General features: G+C 68.0%; 14 protein-coding genes. 8 read left to right on the forward strand and 6 right to left on the reverse strand.

All coding sequences use genetic code 11. The annotated features are described in order from the left end of the window. From gyrB to dnaA, 6 genes are all read right to left on the reverse strand, one after another. Complete coding sequence (gene gyrB / locus ACIHIX_RS11670) at positions 1–2,064, reverse strand: DNA topoisomerase (ATP-hydrolyzing) subunit B (protein WP_399953308.1); 2,064 nt, start codon at positions 2,062–2,064, stop codon at positions 1–3. A 393-nt stretch (positions 2,065–2,457) separates the two neighbouring features. After that, positions 2,458–2,985, reverse strand: a complete 528-nt coding sequence (locus ACIHIX_RS11675; RefSeq protein WP_399953311.1) for a DUF721 domain-containing protein — start codon at positions 2,983–2,985, stop codon at positions 2,458–2,460. Beyond that, positions 2,982–4,103 (reverse strand): DNA replication/repair protein RecF, encoded by a 1,122-nt coding sequence (gene recF / locus ACIHIX_RS11680; protein ID WP_399953313.1) that lies wholly within the window; start codon positions 4,101–4,103, stop codon positions 2,982–2,984. Before recF ends, ACIHIX_RS11675 begins: the two co-directional genes overlap by 4 nt. 53 nt (positions 4,104–4,156) lie before the next feature. Further along, positions 4,157–5,032, reverse strand: coding sequence for a phosphogluconate dehydrogenase (NAD(+)-dependent, decarboxylating) (gnd, locus tag ACIHIX_RS11685; protein WP_399953316.1), 876 nt, complete (start codon positions 5,030–5,032; stop codon positions 4,157–4,159). A 182-nt stretch (positions 5,033–5,214) separates the two neighbouring features. After that, positions 5,215–6,345 (reverse strand): DNA polymerase III subunit beta, encoded by a 1,131-nt coding sequence (gene dnaN, locus ACIHIX_RS11690; protein ID WP_399953319.1) that lies wholly within the window; start codon positions 6,343–6,345, stop codon positions 5,215–5,217. Between the two features lie 901 nt (positions 6,346–7,246). Next, the gene (gene dnaA, locus ACIHIX_RS11695; RefSeq protein WP_399953322.1) at positions 7,247–9,313 is read right to left on the reverse strand and encodes a chromosomal replication initiator protein DnaA; all 2,067 of its coding nucleotides are present in this window, start codon (positions 9,311–9,313) and stop codon (positions 7,247–7,249) included. Positions 9,314–9,689: 376 nt separating this feature from the next. On the opposite strand from dnaA, the gene rpmH reads away from it, so the two are divergent. From rpmH to ACIHIX_RS11735, 8 genes are all read left to right on the forward strand, one after another. Further along, on the forward strand, positions 9,690–9,827 hold the full coding sequence (gene rpmH, locus ACIHIX_RS11700; RefSeq protein ID WP_015659252.1) for a 50S ribosomal protein L34: 138 nt from the start codon (positions 9,690–9,692) through the stop codon (positions 9,825–9,827). Positions 9,828–9,848: 21 nt separating this feature from the next. Beyond that, on the forward strand, positions 9,849–10,220 hold the full coding sequence (gene rnpA / locus ACIHIX_RS11705; RefSeq protein ID WP_399953325.1) for a ribonuclease P protein component: 372 nt from the start codon (positions 9,849–9,851) through the stop codon (positions 10,218–10,220). Next, positions 10,217–10,594, forward strand: a complete 378-nt coding sequence (gene yidD / locus ACIHIX_RS11710) for a membrane protein insertion efficiency factor YidD (RefSeq protein WP_399953328.1) — start codon at positions 10,217–10,219, stop codon at positions 10,592–10,594. Before rnpA ends, yidD begins: the two co-directional genes overlap by 4 nt. A gap of 3 nt (positions 10,595–10,597) precedes the next feature. Continuing rightward, positions 10,598–11,899, forward strand: a complete 1,302-nt coding sequence (gene yidC / locus ACIHIX_RS11715) for a membrane protein insertase YidC (protein WP_399953331.1) — start codon at positions 10,598–10,600, stop codon at positions 11,897–11,899. Positions 11,900–11,914: 15 nt separating this feature from the next. Continuing rightward, entirely contained in the window at positions 11,915–12,427 is a 513-nt protein-coding gene (locus tag ACIHIX_RS11720; RefSeq protein ID WP_399953334.1) for a protein jag, read from the forward strand. A gap of 127 nt (positions 12,428–12,554) precedes the next feature. Further along, complete coding sequence (gene rsmG / locus ACIHIX_RS11725; protein ID WP_399953337.1) at positions 12,555–13,274, forward strand: 16S rRNA (guanine(527)-N(7))-methyltransferase RsmG; 720 nt, start codon at positions 12,555–12,557, stop codon at positions 13,272–13,274. 319 nt (positions 13,275–13,593) lie between these two features. Then, positions 13,594–14,667, forward strand: a complete 1,074-nt coding sequence (locus ACIHIX_RS11730) for an AAA family ATPase (RefSeq protein WP_399953792.1) — start codon at positions 13,594–13,596, stop codon at positions 14,665–14,667. Further along, entirely contained in the window at positions 14,664–15,764 is a 1,101-nt protein-coding gene (locus ACIHIX_RS11735; protein WP_399953340.1) for a ParB/RepB/Spo0J family partition protein, read from the forward strand. The genes ACIHIX_RS11730 and ACIHIX_RS11735 overlap by 4 nt, the downstream gene beginning before the upstream one ends. The last annotated feature ends 177 nt before the right edge of the window (positions 15,765–15,941 follow it).

The following is a 15,941-nucleotide window of genomic DNA, read 5'->3' on the forward strand; positions in this document are numbered from 1 at the left end:
TCAGATGTCGAGGAAGCGGACGTCCTTGGCGTTGCGCTGGATGAACGCGCGGCGGGCCTCGACGTCCTCGCCCATGAGGACCGAGAACAGGTCGTCGGCCTGGGCGGCGTCGTCGAGGGTGACCTGACCGAGGACGCGGTGCTCGACGTCCATGGTCGTCACGCGCAGCTCCTCGGCGTTCATCTCGCCGAGACCCTTGAAGCGCTGGATCGAGTCCTCACGGACCCGCTTGCCGCGCTGGCGCCCCATCTCCAGGAGCGCGTCCCGCTCGCGGTCCGAGTAGGCGTACTCGATGTCGTCCCGGCCCCACTTGATCTTGTAGAGCGGCGGACGGGAGAGGTACACGTGCCCGGCCTCGACCAGCGGCCGCATGAAGCGGAACAGGAACGTCAGCAGCAGGGTGGAGATGTGCTGACCGTCGACGTCGGCGTCCGCCATCAAGATGATCTTGTGATAGCGGAGCTTCTCGATGTCGAAGTCCTCGTGCACACCCGTGCCGAAGGCCGAGATCAGCGCCTGGATCTCCTGGTTCTGCAGGATCTTGTCGATCCGCGCCTTCTCGACGTTGAGGATCTTGCCTCGGATCGGGAGGATCGCCTGGTACTGCGGGTTGCGGCCGGACTTGGCCGAGCCGCCGGCGGAGTCACCCTCGACGATGAAGATCTCGCACTTGGTGGGGTCGTTGGACTGGCAGTCGCTCAGCTTGCCCGGCAGCGACGCCGACTCCAGCAGGCCCTTACGACGCGTCAGGTCACGGGCCTTGCGGGCCGCCACGCGCGCGGTGGCCGCCTGGATGCCCTTGCGGATGATGTCCGCGGCCTCGACCGGGTTGCGGTCCAGCCAGTCGTTGAGGTGCTCGTAGACGGCCTTCTGCACGAAGGTCTTCGCCTCCGTGTTGCCCAGCTTGGTCTTCGTCTGGCCCTCGAACTGCGGCTCGCTCAGCTTGATCGAGATGATCGCCGTCAGACCCTCGCGGATGTCGTCACCCGTGAGGTTGTCGTCCTTCTCGCGGAGCAGCTTCTTGTCGCGCGCGTACTTGTTGATCAGGTTCGTCAGCGCCGCGCGGAAGCCCTCTTCGTGCGTACCGCCCTCATGCGTGTGGATGATGTTGGCGAACGAGTACACGCCCTCGGTGTAGCCGCTGTTCCACTGCATCGCGACCTCGAGCGAGAGGTTGCGCTCCTTGTCCTCGGCCTCGAGGTCGATGATGGAGGGGTGGACCGGCTCTCCCTTGCGGGAGTTGAGGTACTTCACGAAGTCGACGATGCCGCCCTCGTAGTGGTACGAGACGGTCTTGACCTCGTGCTTCTCGTCCTCGCCCGCCTCGTCCGCACCGGCGGTGGCCTTCGCCGACTCACGCTCGTCGGTGAGGTTGATGCGCAGGCCCTTGTTGAGGAACGCCATCTCCTGGAAACGCCGCGACAGCGTCTCGAAGGAGTACACCGTGGTCTCGAAGATGTCCGGGTCGGCCCAGAAGGTGACCGTGGTACCGGTCTCCTTCGTCGCTTCGTGCTGCTCCAGGGGCGCGGTCGGGGCGCCGCCCTTGTAGTCCTGCGTCCACCGGTAGCCGTCGGTCTTGATGTCGACCGAGAGCTTGGTGGAAAGCGCGTTCACGACGGACACGCCGACGCCGTGCAGACCACCGGAGACGGCGTACCCGCCGCCGCCGAACTTGCCGCCCGCGTGCAGCACGGTGAGCACGACCTCGACGGCCGGCTTCTTCTCCACCGGGTGGATGCCCACCGGGATGCCACGGCCGTTGTCGACGACCCGCACACCGCCGTCGGCCAGGATCGTCACGTCGATGGTGTCCGCGTGACCGGCCAGCGCCTCGTCGACCGAGTTGTCGACGACCTCCTGCACCAGGTGGTGCAGGCCGCGCTCGCCCGTCGAGCCGATATACATACCGGGTCGCTTGCGAACCGCGTCCAGACCCTCGAGGACGGTGATGGCGCTGGCGTCGTACGAGGCGGTGACCTCGCCGTGCGCGCCTGCGGCGGTGGACGGGATGTTCTCGTTGGGGTTGCCGGAATCGGCCACGAAGCGCCCTTTCTGGCACAGCACGAGCCAAGCTCTTCGGCGGGTTGCCGGAGCGGCTGCGGCATGTTGCGTTGGTAAGCCTTGATCAGCGTTGCTCAGCTTGTCCCGGACGGTCCCCACGAGTGGGGCGGGATTGGCTTCCAGTCTACCGGTAGCGCCGACAGTGATGGGGGTTTGCCGGTACCTGAGTCCTCATGTGCCGCCCTGAATCCTCCTCTCCCGGGTCCCCATATACGGAGCAGGGCTCCAAGAGGCTCACAGAGGCTCCCAGCGCTTCGGACTGTCAACCCTTGGCTACTTGGGAGTCAGGTCGCAATTCGCAACCGCGTGCGGCCGTACGACACGACGGCCGCCGAGGGTCCCGGAGGACCGCCGACGGCCGTCGATGTGATGTCTGTCACCCACAGGTTTGCGGGGTCATCCGTAGGTGTCACCAGGGCCTGTGCTGCCCGGGGCACGCAGCGGACCGTAGCGCCGCGGGGGACCACCAGGGTTGAGCACTTTGATCATCCGCACACTGCCCTGACCCAGGTCCTCGTTGAGGCGGGCGACCAGAGCGGGCGCGAGGTGACGCAGCTGGGTCGCCCACGCCGTGGAGTCGCACTGCACGACCAGCACCCGCTCGTCCTCGTCGTACTTCTGCGGCACACAGTGCTTGGCGAGGTTCTCCCCGACGATCTCCGGCCAGCGCCCCATCACCCCGCCGACCGCCGCCGGCGCCTCCCAGCCCCGATCGCTGATCAGCCGGTTGATCGCCGACCCCAGCGCCATCGGGTCGCGCCCGTCGGCGCGCGCGCCGGAGCGCAGCCCGCCCCGCCGCGCCTGCTTCTTCTGCTGCGCCGCGTCCCCCCGCGCGCGTGCCTGCTCCTTGGCCGCTCTGAGCGCCACGCGCGCGAGGTCGATGCCGGAGGGCTCGGGTGTCTTCTGAGGCTCTTCAGTGCTCACGCGCGCTCCACCACCCCACCCGCCACCGAGTACCGCGCCCCGGCCAGCAGATGCGGTACGTCGTCGTCCACCGCCGCCGTCACCAGTACCTGCTCCCCGGGCGCCACCAGCTCCGCCAGCCGCTCCCGGCGCCGGGTGTCCAGCTCGGCGAACACGTCGTCGAGGATCAGCACCGGCTCATTGCCCTCCGCACGGAGCAGGTCGTACGACGCGAGCCGCAACGCCAGCGCGTACGACCAGGACTCCCCGTGCGAGGCGTACCCCTTCGCGGGCAGCTGACCGAGTTTGAGCAGCAGATCGTCTCTATGGGGACCGACCAGGGTCACACCCCGCTCGATCTCCTGCTTACGGGCCTCCGCGAGCGCCGCCATCAGCTGCTCATGGAGATCCTCGCGCGTGTGCGCCTCACCGGGCGCCGACGGCTTGTACTCCAGGGCGATCGGCCCACCGCCGGGCGCCAGCTGCTCGTACGCCTTGTCGGCCAGCGGCTGGATCGCGGCGATCAGATCGAGCCGCTGGGCGAGCAGCTCGGCACCCACGCGCGCGAGGTGCTGGTCCCACACGTCGAGGGTGGACAGATCCATGGACCGGCCACCGTGCCGACGCGCGAGCGCGGCCGACTTCAGCAGCGTGTTGCGCTGCTTGAGCACCCGTTCGTAGTCGGAACGCACACCCGCCATGCGCGGGGAGCGGGCGGTGATCAGCTCGTCGAGGAAGCGACGCCGCTCCCCGGGGTCACCCTTGACCAGGGCGAGGTCCTCGGGAGCGAAGAGGACGGTCCTGACGATCCCGAGCACATCACGCGGCCTGACCTGCGAGGACCTGTTGATACGGGCCCGGTTCGCCTTGCCCGGGTTCAGCTCCAGCTCGACCAGCTGCTGCCGCTCGCCCTGCCGCACCTGCGCCCGGACGATCGCGCGGTCGGCGCCCATACGGACCAGGGGCGCGTCGGAGGAGACGCGGTGGCTGCCGAGGGTGGCGAGATAGCCGACCGCCTCGACCAGGTTCGTCTTGCCCTGCCCGTTGGGGCCGACGAAGGCCGTGACGCCCGGGTCGAGCGGAACCTCGACCCGGGCGTACGAGCGGAAGTCGGCCAGCGACAGATGCGTGACGTGCATGGTCGGGCGCCGACCTCCCCCGGCTTGTGGGCTGTTCTCAACAGCCCTGTGGATTACTTCTTCTCGACCGCGTGGCCGCCGAACTGGTTGCGCAGCGCCGCGATCATCTTCATCTGCGGCGAGTCGTCCTGACGGGACGCGAACCGCGCGAACAGGGACGCGGTGATCGCCGGCAGCGGCACCGCGTTGTCGATGGCCGCCTCCACGGTCCACCGGCCCTCGCCGGAGTCCTGTGCGTAACCGCGCAGTTTGTCCAGGTGCTCGTCCTCGTCAAGGGCGTTGACGGCCAGGTCGAGCAGCCAGGAACGGATGACCGTGCCCTCCTGCCAGGAGCGGAAGACCTCGCGCACGTCGGTGACGGAGTCGACCTTCTCCAAGAGCTCCCAGCCCTCGGCGTAGGCCTGCATCATCGCGTACTCGATGCCGTTGTGGACCATCTTCGCGAAGTGCCCGGCACCCACCTTGCCGGCGTGCACCGCGCCAAAGTCACCCTCGGGCTTGAGGGCGTCGAAGACCGGCTGCACCTTGGCGACGTTCTCCGCGTCGCCGCCGTACATCAGCGCATAGCCGTTCTCCAGACCCCACACGCCGCCGGAGACACCGCAGTCGACGAAGCCGATGCCCTTGGCCGCCAGCTCCTCGGCGTGCTTCTCGTCGTCGGTCCAGCGGGAGTTGCCGCCGTCCACGACCACGTCACCCGGCTCCAGGAGCTCGGCCAGCTCGTCGACCGTCGACTGGGTGGCCGCACCGGCCGGGACCATCACCCACACGACCCGCGGGCCCTTCAACTTGCCCACAAGCTCTTCCAGGCTGTGGACATCGGCGAGGTCCGGGTTGCGGTCGTATCCGATGACGGTGTGGCCTGCGCGGCGGATCCGCTCGCGCATGTTGCCGCCCATCTTGCCGAGGCCGACGAGACCGAGCTCCATCAGTTGTTCCTTAGGTTGCTGTGGCGTGTGTGGCACCTTCGTACCTACGTCCGAGCCTAAACCCGGACGCTCACGCACACCTGTGGGCATACGCGCTCATACGTACGCCCCCCACCTGCGGATTTCCCCAGACCCCGAGCTCGTCGTCCACGGCCTGGGGATAACTCCGGCCGCTCGGCGGCTCAGCCGCTGAGTCGCACCGGCATGATCAGGTACTTGTAGGCCTCGTCCGCCTCCGCGTCCAGCGCCGGCTTGCCGCTGAGCAGCGCGGGCTTCGTCGACGTCGTGAAGGACAGCTGGGCGACCGGGGAGTCGATGGCGCTCAGGCCGTCGAGCAGGAAGGTCGGGTTGAAGGCGATCGAGATGTCGTCGCCCTCCAGGTTGGCGTCGACACGCTCCACAGCCTGTGCGTCGTCACTGGAACCGGCCTCCAGGATCAGCACGCCCTGCTCGAAGCTCAGCCGCACCGGGGTGTTGCGCTCGGCAACCAGGGCCACACGCTTGACGGCCTCCACGAAGGGGGCGGTCTCGATCACGGCGACGGAGTTGAACTCGGTCGGGAACAGCGTGCGGTACTTCGGCAGGTCCCCTTCGAGGAGACGCGTCGTCGTACGCCGCCCGGCGCCCTCGAAACCGATCAGGCCCTCGCCCGCGCCCGAGCCGGAGAGCGCCAGGATGACGCTGTCGCCGCTCGTGAGCGCCTTGGCGGTGTCCAGGAGCGTCTTGGCGGGCACCAGGGCCACCGCGGACGCCTCGGGGTTCTCCGGCTTCCACAGGAACTCACGGACCGCGAAACGGTAGCGGTCGGTGGAGGCCAGTGTGACGGTGTCGCCCTCGATCTCGATGCGCACACCGGTCAGCACGGGCAGCGTGTCGTCACGGCCGGCCGCGATGGCGACCTGGGAGGCCGCGGAGGCGAAGACCTCACCGGGGACGGTGCCGGTCGCGGTGGGCATCTGCGGCAGCGCCGGGTACTCCTCCACAGGCAGGGTGTGGAGGGTGAAGCGGGACGAGCCGCAGACCACGGTCGCCCGTACACCGTCTGTGGAGATCTCGACCGGGCGGTTGGGCAGGGCGCGGCAGATGTCGGCGAGCAGCCGGCCGGAGACCAGGACCGTGCCTTCCTCCTCGACCTCGGCCTCGACGCTGACCCGCGCGGAGACCTCGTAGTCGAAGCTGGACAGGCTCAGCTGGCCGTCCTCGGCCTTCAGCAGCAGGCCGGCGAGGACAGGCGCCGGCGGACGGGCCGGGAGGCTGCGTGCCGCCCAGGCCACTGCCTCCGCGAGTACGTCGCGTTCCACCCGGATCTTCACTGTTGCCGCCTCCTGCTGTTGCCGGCGCTTCGCTCTGCCTGGCCTCGTCGTCTGTCTCGGTGTCGTCGGCCCCAGTGCGGGGAAGGACACCGGGGAACAGTCTGACGCACCCCACTGACAGTAGGTGCCTCTCGGGGTCAAGTCGTGACGAGGGGCGGTCGGGGGCCGGACAGCGAGTTGTGCACAGGACCCCCTTCGAAACGGATTCCCAGCTCTCTCTAGTTGGGAGTAGTAGTAGGGGCTGTGGATACAGTGGATAACTCCGTTTTCCCAGGTCAGACAGGAAATTTTGTCCACTGACCCTGTGGGCGGAGACGGTGGACAACTCGGGGTCTCTGTGGAGAACAGAAAGTTCTGCACACTCCGTGCACAGCCTGAGGTGAGTTCTCCCCAGCTGCGTCCCCAGCTTTCCCCACGTTTCCCACACCCCGCCCCGGCACCTTCGTGTGACGGCTTTCACTCGACCCGGTGAGCTGCCGCGTCGCGTTGCCGAACAGTGGACAGGCATGTGGAGAAGCTGGGGATCGCTGGGGACAACCTGGCTCAGCCTGTGGGTTGCCGGTGGACAACTTGATGCACAGCCTGTGGATCTTTTCTTCGTCCACAGTCTGTGGAGATCGCTCGTCCACGAATCCACAACCACTTGACCTGGCCTGATGGACTTTCAACAAGCGTCCTGTGGACGGCGATCTGGACAACTTGGCAGTCCCCAGGATGTGGACGGCAGAAAGTCACCGAATCTGTGGAGAGAGGCCGTAACCCGGCAGCTAATCGAACAGTGGGCTACGAGTGCATGACGGCGGACAGGGCGGCGGACTGAGGACGGAACGGCGGCCGGCATGACGAAGGGCGCCCCGGGACCGTGTCCCCGGGCGCCCTGGACGCCGTGCGTACGGCTGTGTCAGCCGTTCTTGATGCGGTTGGTCAGCTCGGTGACCTGGTTGTAGATGGAGCGCCGCTCGGCCATCAGATTGCGGATCTTGCGGTCCGCGTGCATGACGGTCGTGTGGTCGCGGCCGCCGAACAGGGCACCGATCTTCGGCAGGGAGAGATCGGTCAGCTCGCGGCACAGGTACATGGCGATCTGCCGGGCGGTCACCAGCGCGCGCCCGCGCGAGGTGCCGCACAGGTCCTCGACGGTCAGGCCGAAGTAGTCCGCCGTCGCGCCCATGATCGCCGTCGAGGTGATCTCGGGAGCCGAGTCCTCACCGCCGGGGATCAGGTCCTTGAGGACGATCTCCGTCAGGCCCAGGTCCACCGGCTGCCGGTTGAGCGACGCGAACGCTGTCACCCGGATCAGCGCGCCCTCCAGCTCACGGATGTTCCGTGAGATCCGGGAGGCGATGAACTCCAGTACCTCCGGCGGGGCGTTGAGCTGCTCTTGGACCGCCTTCTTGCGCAGGATCGCGATCCGGGTCTCCAGCTCGGGCGGCTGGACGTCGGTGATCAGACCCCACTCGAAACGGTTCCGCAGCCGGTCCTCCAGCGTCACCAGCTGCTTGGGCGGCCGGTCGCTGGAGAGCACGATCTGCTTGTTCGCGTTGTGGAGCGTGTTGAAGGTGTGGAAGAACTCCTCCTGCGTCGACTCCTTGTCCGCGAGGAACTGGATGTCGTCGACGAGCAGGATGTCCATCTCGCGGTACCGCTTGCGGAAGCTGTCGCCCTTGCCGTCGCGGATGGAGTTGATGAACTCGTTGGTGAACTCCTCCGAGCTCACGTACCGCACGCGCGTGCCGGGGTAGAGGCTGCGCGCGTAGTGCCCGATCGCGTGCAGCAGGTGCGTCTTGCCGAGCCCCGACTCCCCGTAGATGAACAGGGGGTTGTACGCCTTCGCGGGCGCCTCGGCGACGGCCACCGCGGCCGCGTGCGCGAAGCGGTTGGAGGCGCCGATGACGAAGGTGTCGAAGAGGTACTTCGGGTTCAGGCGTGCGGTGGGCTCACCGGGGCCGCTCGCCGGCGCGGGCTTCGCGGCGAGCGGGCCGGGAGCGCCACCGGCCGAGGGCAGTGCGGAGCCACCGTGTCCCCCGCGGTGCGCGTGCCCGCCGCCGGAGGGCGACTCGGGCAGCTCGCGGCGCGGACCGGGCTGGTCGTAGTCGTCGCGCCGGGGGCCGGGCTGGTCGTAGTCGTCACGGCGCGGGCTCGGCTTGTCGTAGTCGTCGCGCCGGGGCTGGTCGTAGTCCGCGCGCTGCTGGTCGTAGGACGGGCGGTCCATCGGCTGCGGGCGGTAGTCCTGGGACGGCGAGGCGTACGCGTCCTTGGGGTACGGCTCCTGGGAGTACGGCTCCTGCGCGGACGGCGTGGCGTACGGGTCGCGCTCGGGGAAGCCGAGGCGCGGCTGCTGCCAGCTGTACTCGTCCTGCTGGGGACGGGGCCAGGCGCCGGGCTCGGGACGCTGGTACTCGCCCGGGTAGGCGGGGCGGGCCGTGGGGAGCTGGTCGCCGGGGCCGCCGGGGAGTTGCTCGGCGCGGCCCGGCTGGCGGTCGTCGGCGCGGTGGCGGCCGTAGCCCTCGTACGGATGGTCGTACTGGTTGCCGTCGTACTTGTTTCCCTGGCCGCCCTGGTTGTCGTACTGGCCGCCCTGGTTGTCGTACGGACCGTTCTGGTTGTCGTACTGGCCGGCGGGGAGCTCGGGCTCGTCGTAGCGCTGCTGGGGGCGGGGCGGCTGGGGTGCCGGTGGGGCCGGGGGTTCGCCGGCGGAGTCGTCGACGGTGATCGCGATGCGGATCGGGCGGCCGCACTCGCGGCTCAGGGTGTCGCTGACGATCGGGGCGAGGCGGCCTTCGAGCACGCCCTTCGCAAACTCGTTCGGTACCGCGAGCAGGGCGGTGTCCGCGACCAGCGCGAGGGGCTGGCAGCGGCGGATCCAGTGCTCGTCCTTGACCTCCACGCCCTGCCCGCGGCCCTCGCCGAGGAGCTGCTCCAGTACTCGTGGCCACACTGCGGCAAGATCGGCAGGTACGTCAGCCACAGGGCACGCTCTCTCACAGGTCCCACGAACGTGTGATGGTGGGACGGGTCGGGATCTACACCGCGGGGCGCGGGGGACAAAGGAACGAATCGGAGTTCAGCCACGGTAGTCAGGGCGACGGGTGCGGTTCAAGTTGTTGTCCCCAGCCTGTGGATAGTGTCTCCCGGTGACCGCTGGTTTGACCGGATGGCGTAGCCGCGCGTACCGTAACCAGGTCGAGTTGTCGATGGCTGCTGCCGCCTGCCTCCGATGGGCACAGATCGCGTCAGGTGATCGGGAAGCGGTGCACTCGGGCGTAAGCGAGAGCTACTCGTGGGCGCACGGTGACAGCCAGGACGGCACCCGCCACCACCGATTTGATTTCTGGAGCCCCCGAGTGAGCAAGCGCACCTTCCAGCCGAACAACCGTCGTCGCGCCAAGACCCACGGCTTCCGCCTGCGGATGCGTACCCGTGCCGGTCGCGCGATTCTCGCGAACCGCCGTGCCAAGGGTCGCGCCAGCCTGTCCGCCTGATTCCGGTCAGGTCATGCCGTCGTGCTGCCCACCGAGAACCGGCTGAGGCGGCGCGAGGACTTCGCGACCGCGGTACGACGAGGGCGCCGGGCAAGCCGCCCGTCCCTCGTAGTCCATCTTCGTAGCGGTGCAACGGACCCGCACGCGCCTGGGGAGAGCGCTCCCCCGACGCGTGCGGGTTTCGTCGTGAGCAAGGCCGTGGGCGGCGCGGTGGTGCGCAACAAGGTGAAGCGCAGGCTTCGCCATCTGATGCGCGACCGGGTCGACCTGCTGCCCCCCGGTAGCCTGGTAGTCGTACGAGCGCTGCCCGGTGCGGGTGACGCCGACCATGCACAGCTGGCCCGAGACCTGGATGCCGCCATCGAACGGCTACTGGGAGGGGGCGCGCGATGAAGTACCCGCTGCTGGCTCTGATCAAGCTGTACCAGTGGACGATCAGTCCACTGCTGGGGCCTGTGTGCAAGTACTACCCGTCGTGCTCCCATTACGGCTTCACGGCCATCGACCGGCACGGTGCGATCAAGGGCACGGCGCTCACCGCCTGGCGCATCCTGCGCTGCAATCCGTGGTCGCTGGGAGGCGTGGACCATGTCCCGCCCCGCAAGCGTCCGCGGTGGCACGAAATGCTGCGTGACGCCTGGCGTGCACGCAGGGGCGGGCACTCCGCCGCCGAAACGGCCACCGAGGAGAACCCCTCTTCGACCCCCGAAGAGAACCCTCCTTCGAGCCCGGCCGCAGAGACTCCGTCCCATGCCCAAGGAGCATGATTAGTGGACACGATTGCCAGCCTGTTCAGCTTCATCACGACACCCGTCTCCTGGGTCATCGTCCAGTTCCACAAGGTGTACGGCGCCATCTTCGGCCCTGACACCGGCTGGGCCTGGGGCCTGTCGATCGTGTCTCTGGTGATCCTGATCCGTATCTGCCTGATCCCGCTCTTCGTGAAGCAGATCAAGTCGACGCGGGCCATGCAGACGCTCCAGCCTGAGATGAAGAAGATCCAGGAGCGCTACAAGAACGACAAGCAGCGTCAGTCCGAAGAGATGATGAAGCTGTACAAGGAGACGGGTACCAACCCGCTCTCCTCGTGCCTTCCCATCCTGGCGCAGTCGCCCTTCTTCTTTGCCCTGTACCACGTGCTCAACGGGATCGCGACGGGCGACCAGATCGGCGTCATCAACGAGTCGCTGCTCGCCAGTGCCCGTAAGGCGCACATCTTCGGTGCCCCGCTCGCCGCGAAGTTCACCGACAGCCAGTCGACGGTGGAGGCGCTCGGCGCCACCCTCATGGATGTCCGGGTCGTCACCGCGATCATGATCGTCATGATGTCGGCGTCGCAGTTCTTCACGCAGCGCCAGCTGATGACCAAGAACGTCGACACCACGGTGAAGACGCCGTTCATGCAGCAGCAGAAGATGCTGATGTACGTCTTCCCGGTCATGTTCGCCGTCTTCGGCATCAACTTCCCGGTCGGTGTCCTCGTCTACTGGCTGACCACCAACGTGTGGACCATGGGCCAGCAGATGTACGTCATCCGCAACAACCCGACCCCGGGTTCCAAGGCTCAGGCCGCCTACCTGGAGCGTCTGACCAAGCACGTGACGCACCACGGCAAGGTCCGTCGGCGCAGCGAGAAGACCATCGTCAAGGCGATCGTCGCCAAGGGCCGCGACCGCAACGAGTTCGAGCGCAAGTTCATCAACGCCCTGAGCAAGGCGGGTCTCGCCGCCCAGGCCGACGGCGTCGTGATCAAGAGCGAGAGCCAGGCCGTCGCCCAGGCCGAGGACGGTACGCCGACCACGGGTGGCACCGGTACGCCGAAGCGCCAGCAGCCCAAGCGGCAGAGCAAGTCCCAGCGGCAGTCGGGTGGCGCGACCACCTCCGCTGCGGCGAAGTCGGCTGAGGAGCATGTCTCGCTCAGCAAGTCCGACGACGAGCCCGAAGACGCCAAGCCCGCCGCCCCCGCCAAGAAGGCCGCGCAGAAGCAGCAGCCCGGCGCCGGTACCCGCAGCAAGGCCCAGTCCGGACAGCGCAAGGGCCCGCAGCGGCCCAAGTCCCCGTCCAAGAAGTAAGAAGGAGTCCAACCCGTGACGGAAGGCACCACCTCCGCCGCTGCCGAGGGTGCAGACACCCTGACCCGCCTGGAGCAGGAGGGCGAGATCGCGGCGGACTACCTCGAGGGTCTGCTGGACATCGCCGACCTCGACGGCGACATCGACATGGACGTCGAGGCCGACCGCGCCGCTGTCTCGATCATCAGCGACGCGAGCAGCCGCGATCTGCAGAAGCTGGTCGGCCGTGAGGGCGAGGTGCTCGAGGCTCTTCAGGAGCTCACGCGCCTGGCCGTGCACCGGGAGACCGGGGACCGCAGCCGTCTGATGCTGGACATCGCCGGCTACCGCGCCAAGAAGCGTGCCGAGCTCTCCGAGCTGGGTGCCAAGGCCGCCGCCGAGGTCAAGAGCAGCGGTGAGCCCGTGAAGCTCAAGCCGATGACGCCGTTCGAGCGCAAGGTCGTCCACGACGCCGTGAAGGCGGCCGGCCTGCGCAGCGAGTCCGAGGGCGAGGAGCCGCAGCGCTTCGTCGTCGTGCTGCCCGCCTGATCGGTCCGTACGTTCCTCCGGCCCCGTCTGCCCGGCAGGCGGGGCCGAACTTTGTCAGCCTGTTAGTTCTGGTGGTTGTGGTGATCGGCGCCGGGTGCGCCCATCGCGGTACGGAAGGACGGTCCCCGTGACGGAGGCAGCGGAGCTTCCCCCTGCGCCCGAACAGGCGCGCACGGTGTTTGGTGATCGCTACGCGGATGCGGTCCGGTACGCGGAGCTGCTCGCTGAGGCGGGCGTGCAGCGCGGCCTGATCGGCCCGCGTGAGGTGCCCCGGCTGTGGGAACGGCACCTGTTGAACTGTGCGGTGCTCTCGGAGGTCGTCCCCGAGGGAGTGACCGTGTGCGACGTCGGCTCGGGTGCCGGCCTGCCGGGCATTCCCCTGGCGCTGGTGCGGCCCGACCTGAAGATCACGCTCCTGGAGCCCCTGCTGCGGCGTACGACCTTCCTGACCGAGGTGGTGGAACTGCTCGGCCTGGACCATGTGACGGTCATGCGGGGCCGTGCCGAGGAGGTCATGGGCAAGCTGCCGCCGGTGCATGTGGTGACGGCACGGGCCGTGGCCCCGCTGGACCGCCTGGCCACCTGGGGCATCCCGCTGCTGCGTCCGTACGGCGAGATGCTGGCCCTCAAGGGCGACACCGCCGAGGAGGAGCTCAAGGCATCGTCCACGGCACTCAGCAAGCTCGGTGCGGTGGGGACGTCTGTCCTCCAGGTGGGTGAGGGAGTCGTGGATCCTCTGTCCACGGTCGTCCGGGTCGAGGTCGGGGAGAGCCCCGGTGGAGTGCGCTTCGCGGCCAAGCGGGCGAAGGCGGCCCGCACGGGGCGTGCGCGTCGGCGTCGCGGATAGGCGAGGCGTCGCCTCCGCTGATCCGTCCTGACGACGAGACGTACTCCACACAAGCTGCCAAACCTATGCATGCCGGAGTGTCGCGGCAGTTCGGCTCCGACTGCTGTGCATCGTGTTTCACGTGAAACGTCGCTCACTGCTGCACGGCATCATCAGCCGTGGCCGCGCCGCGGCCGAACCTCGCGAACGCAAGCCTCTGGGTTCTCTTGGAGAAGGCCGCTCGGATGACACTCCGTCCCCATCAAGGGGCACGGAGTTGTCCACAGAGGTGGATTTCTCCACAGAACACCAGGCCTCACTGGTTCACGACCCCGAAGACATGGGAGGCTCTGTTCATTGCGAGCCTGAAGTCGAGGAGAGTGAATCCTTGCGGTCCGACGCCAACATCGCGGGACCGATGACCGATCCGGTCCCCGGTCCCCGAACCGAGTCGATGGGGGACGATGTTTCACGTGAAACACCGCCCCCGATGGACGACACTCCCATCGGTCGTGCTGCCCAACAGGCGGTAGAGGCACTGGGGCGCGCCGGTGAGGGCCTGCCACGGCCCGAGCAGACCCGCGTCATCGTCGTCGCCAACCAGAAGGGTGGCGTGGGCAAGACGACGACAACGGTCAACCTCGCCGCTTCGTTGGCTGTGCACGGAGGCCGGGTCCTGGTGATCGACCTCGACCCACAGGGCAACGCGTCCACTGCCCTGGGGATCGACCACCACGCCGAAGTGCCCTCCATCTATGACGTGTTGATCGACAGCAGGCCACTGGCCGAAGTCGTTCAGCCGGTCCCGGATGTCGAGGGACTCTTCTGTGCTCCCGCCACGATCGATCTCGCCGGTGCGGAGATCGAGCTGGTGTCCCTGGTGGCACGTGAGAGCCGGCTGCAGCGCGCGATCGAGGCGTACGAGCACCCGCTGGACTACATCCTCATCGACTGCCCGCCCTCGCTCGGCCTGCTGACGGTCAACGCCCTGGTGGCCGGCGCCGAGGTCCTCATTCCGATCCAGTGCGAGTACTACGCGCTGGAGGGGCTGGGCCAGCTGCTCCGCAACGTCGACCTGGTACGGGGGCACCTCAACCCCAACCTGCATGTCTCGACGATCCTGCTCACCATGTACGACGGCCGGACGCGGCTCGCGTCCCAGGTCGCGGACGAGGTGCGCACCCACTTCGGCGACGAGGTGCTGCGGACGAGCATTCCCCGCTCGGTCCGTATCTCCGAGGCGCCGAGCTATGGGCAGACGGTGCTGACCTACGATCCAGGATCGAGTGGTGCCCTCTCCTATCTTGAGGCGGCACGAGAAATCGCGCTGAAGGGCGTGGGCGTCGCCTACGACCCGACGCAGGTCCATATCGGCACTCAGAGCAACCCGAGCATGGTGGAGGGCATTCAGTGAGCGAGCGACGGAGGGGTTTGGGCCGTGGGCTCGGCGCACTGATCCCTGCTGCCCCGACGGAGAAGACGCCGACTCCGGCCGCGATGGGAGGCGCCGGTTCGGCGTCCCCGTCGGCCGTGCCGGTACTGACGAGCGACCGTGGGGTGGCCGCGGCGAAGGTGGCCACACTGCCGCCTGTTTCACATGAAACGGAGGAGCCGTCGCTGAACGGCGCCGTGGAGACCTTCCCGTCTCCCGTCGGTGCCCACTTCGCCGAGCTCCCCCTCGACTCCATCACGCCGAACCCGCGCCAGCCGCGCGAGGTCTTCGACGAGGACGCCCTGCAGGAACTGGTCACCTCCATCCAGGAGGTCGGCCTCCTCCAGCCGGTCGTCGTACGGCAGGTGGGCCCCGCGCGCTACGAGCTCATCATGGGCGAGCGGCGCTGGCGGGCCAGCCGTGAGGCCGGCTTGGAGGCGATCCCTGCGATCGTCCGGGCCACGGACGACGACAAGCTTCTGCTGGACGCCCTCCTGGAGAACCTGCACCGGGCACAGCTGAACCCGCTGGAAGAGGCCGCCGCCTACGACCAGTTGCTGAAGGACTTCAACTGCACCCACGACCAGCTGGCGGACCGCATCGGCCGGTCCCGCCCGCAGGTCTCCAACACTCTGCGTCTGCTGAAGCTCTCCCCGGCCGTTCAGCGCCGGGTGGCCGCCGGGGTCCTCTCCGCCGGGCACGCACGGGCGCTGCTCTCGGTGGAGGACTCCGAGGAGCAGGACCGCCTCGCTCACCGGATCGTGGCCGAGGGACTCTCGGTGCGTGCTGTCGAGGAGATCGTGACCCTGATGGGCTCGCGTCCGCAGACGGCTCAGCGCGCGAAGGGCCCGCGGGCCGGCACTCGGGTCTCCCCGGCACTGAGCGATCTGGCAGGCCGTCTCTCGGACCGCTTCGAGACGCGTGTGAAGGTCGACCTGGGCCAGAAGAAGGGCAAGATCACGGTCGAGTTCGCCTCGATGGAGGACCTTGAGCGGATCCTCGGCTCCCTCGCCCCGGGCGAGGGACCGGTCCTTCAGAAGAGCCTTCTGGACGGGGACTCCGAGGACACGGAGGACTGATCGTCCGGCTCGCGGTGCGGGCTGTGTCCGGTCTCCTCCGGACACAGCCCGCTCTTTGCTTTCATGCGGTGTCGATGCCCTCACATCGTGGATACGATGCGTTTGGTACGGCGCATCCACCCGGCAGCACCTCTCAGGGGAGGAAGGTGTCATGCGAACGGTGAGCCGCAGCGGACT

This window comes from Streptomyces sp. NPDC051913, from assembly GCF_044593635.1.
Taxonomy (GTDB): Bacteria; Actinomycetota; Actinomycetes; order Streptomycetales; family Streptomycetaceae; genus Streptomyces.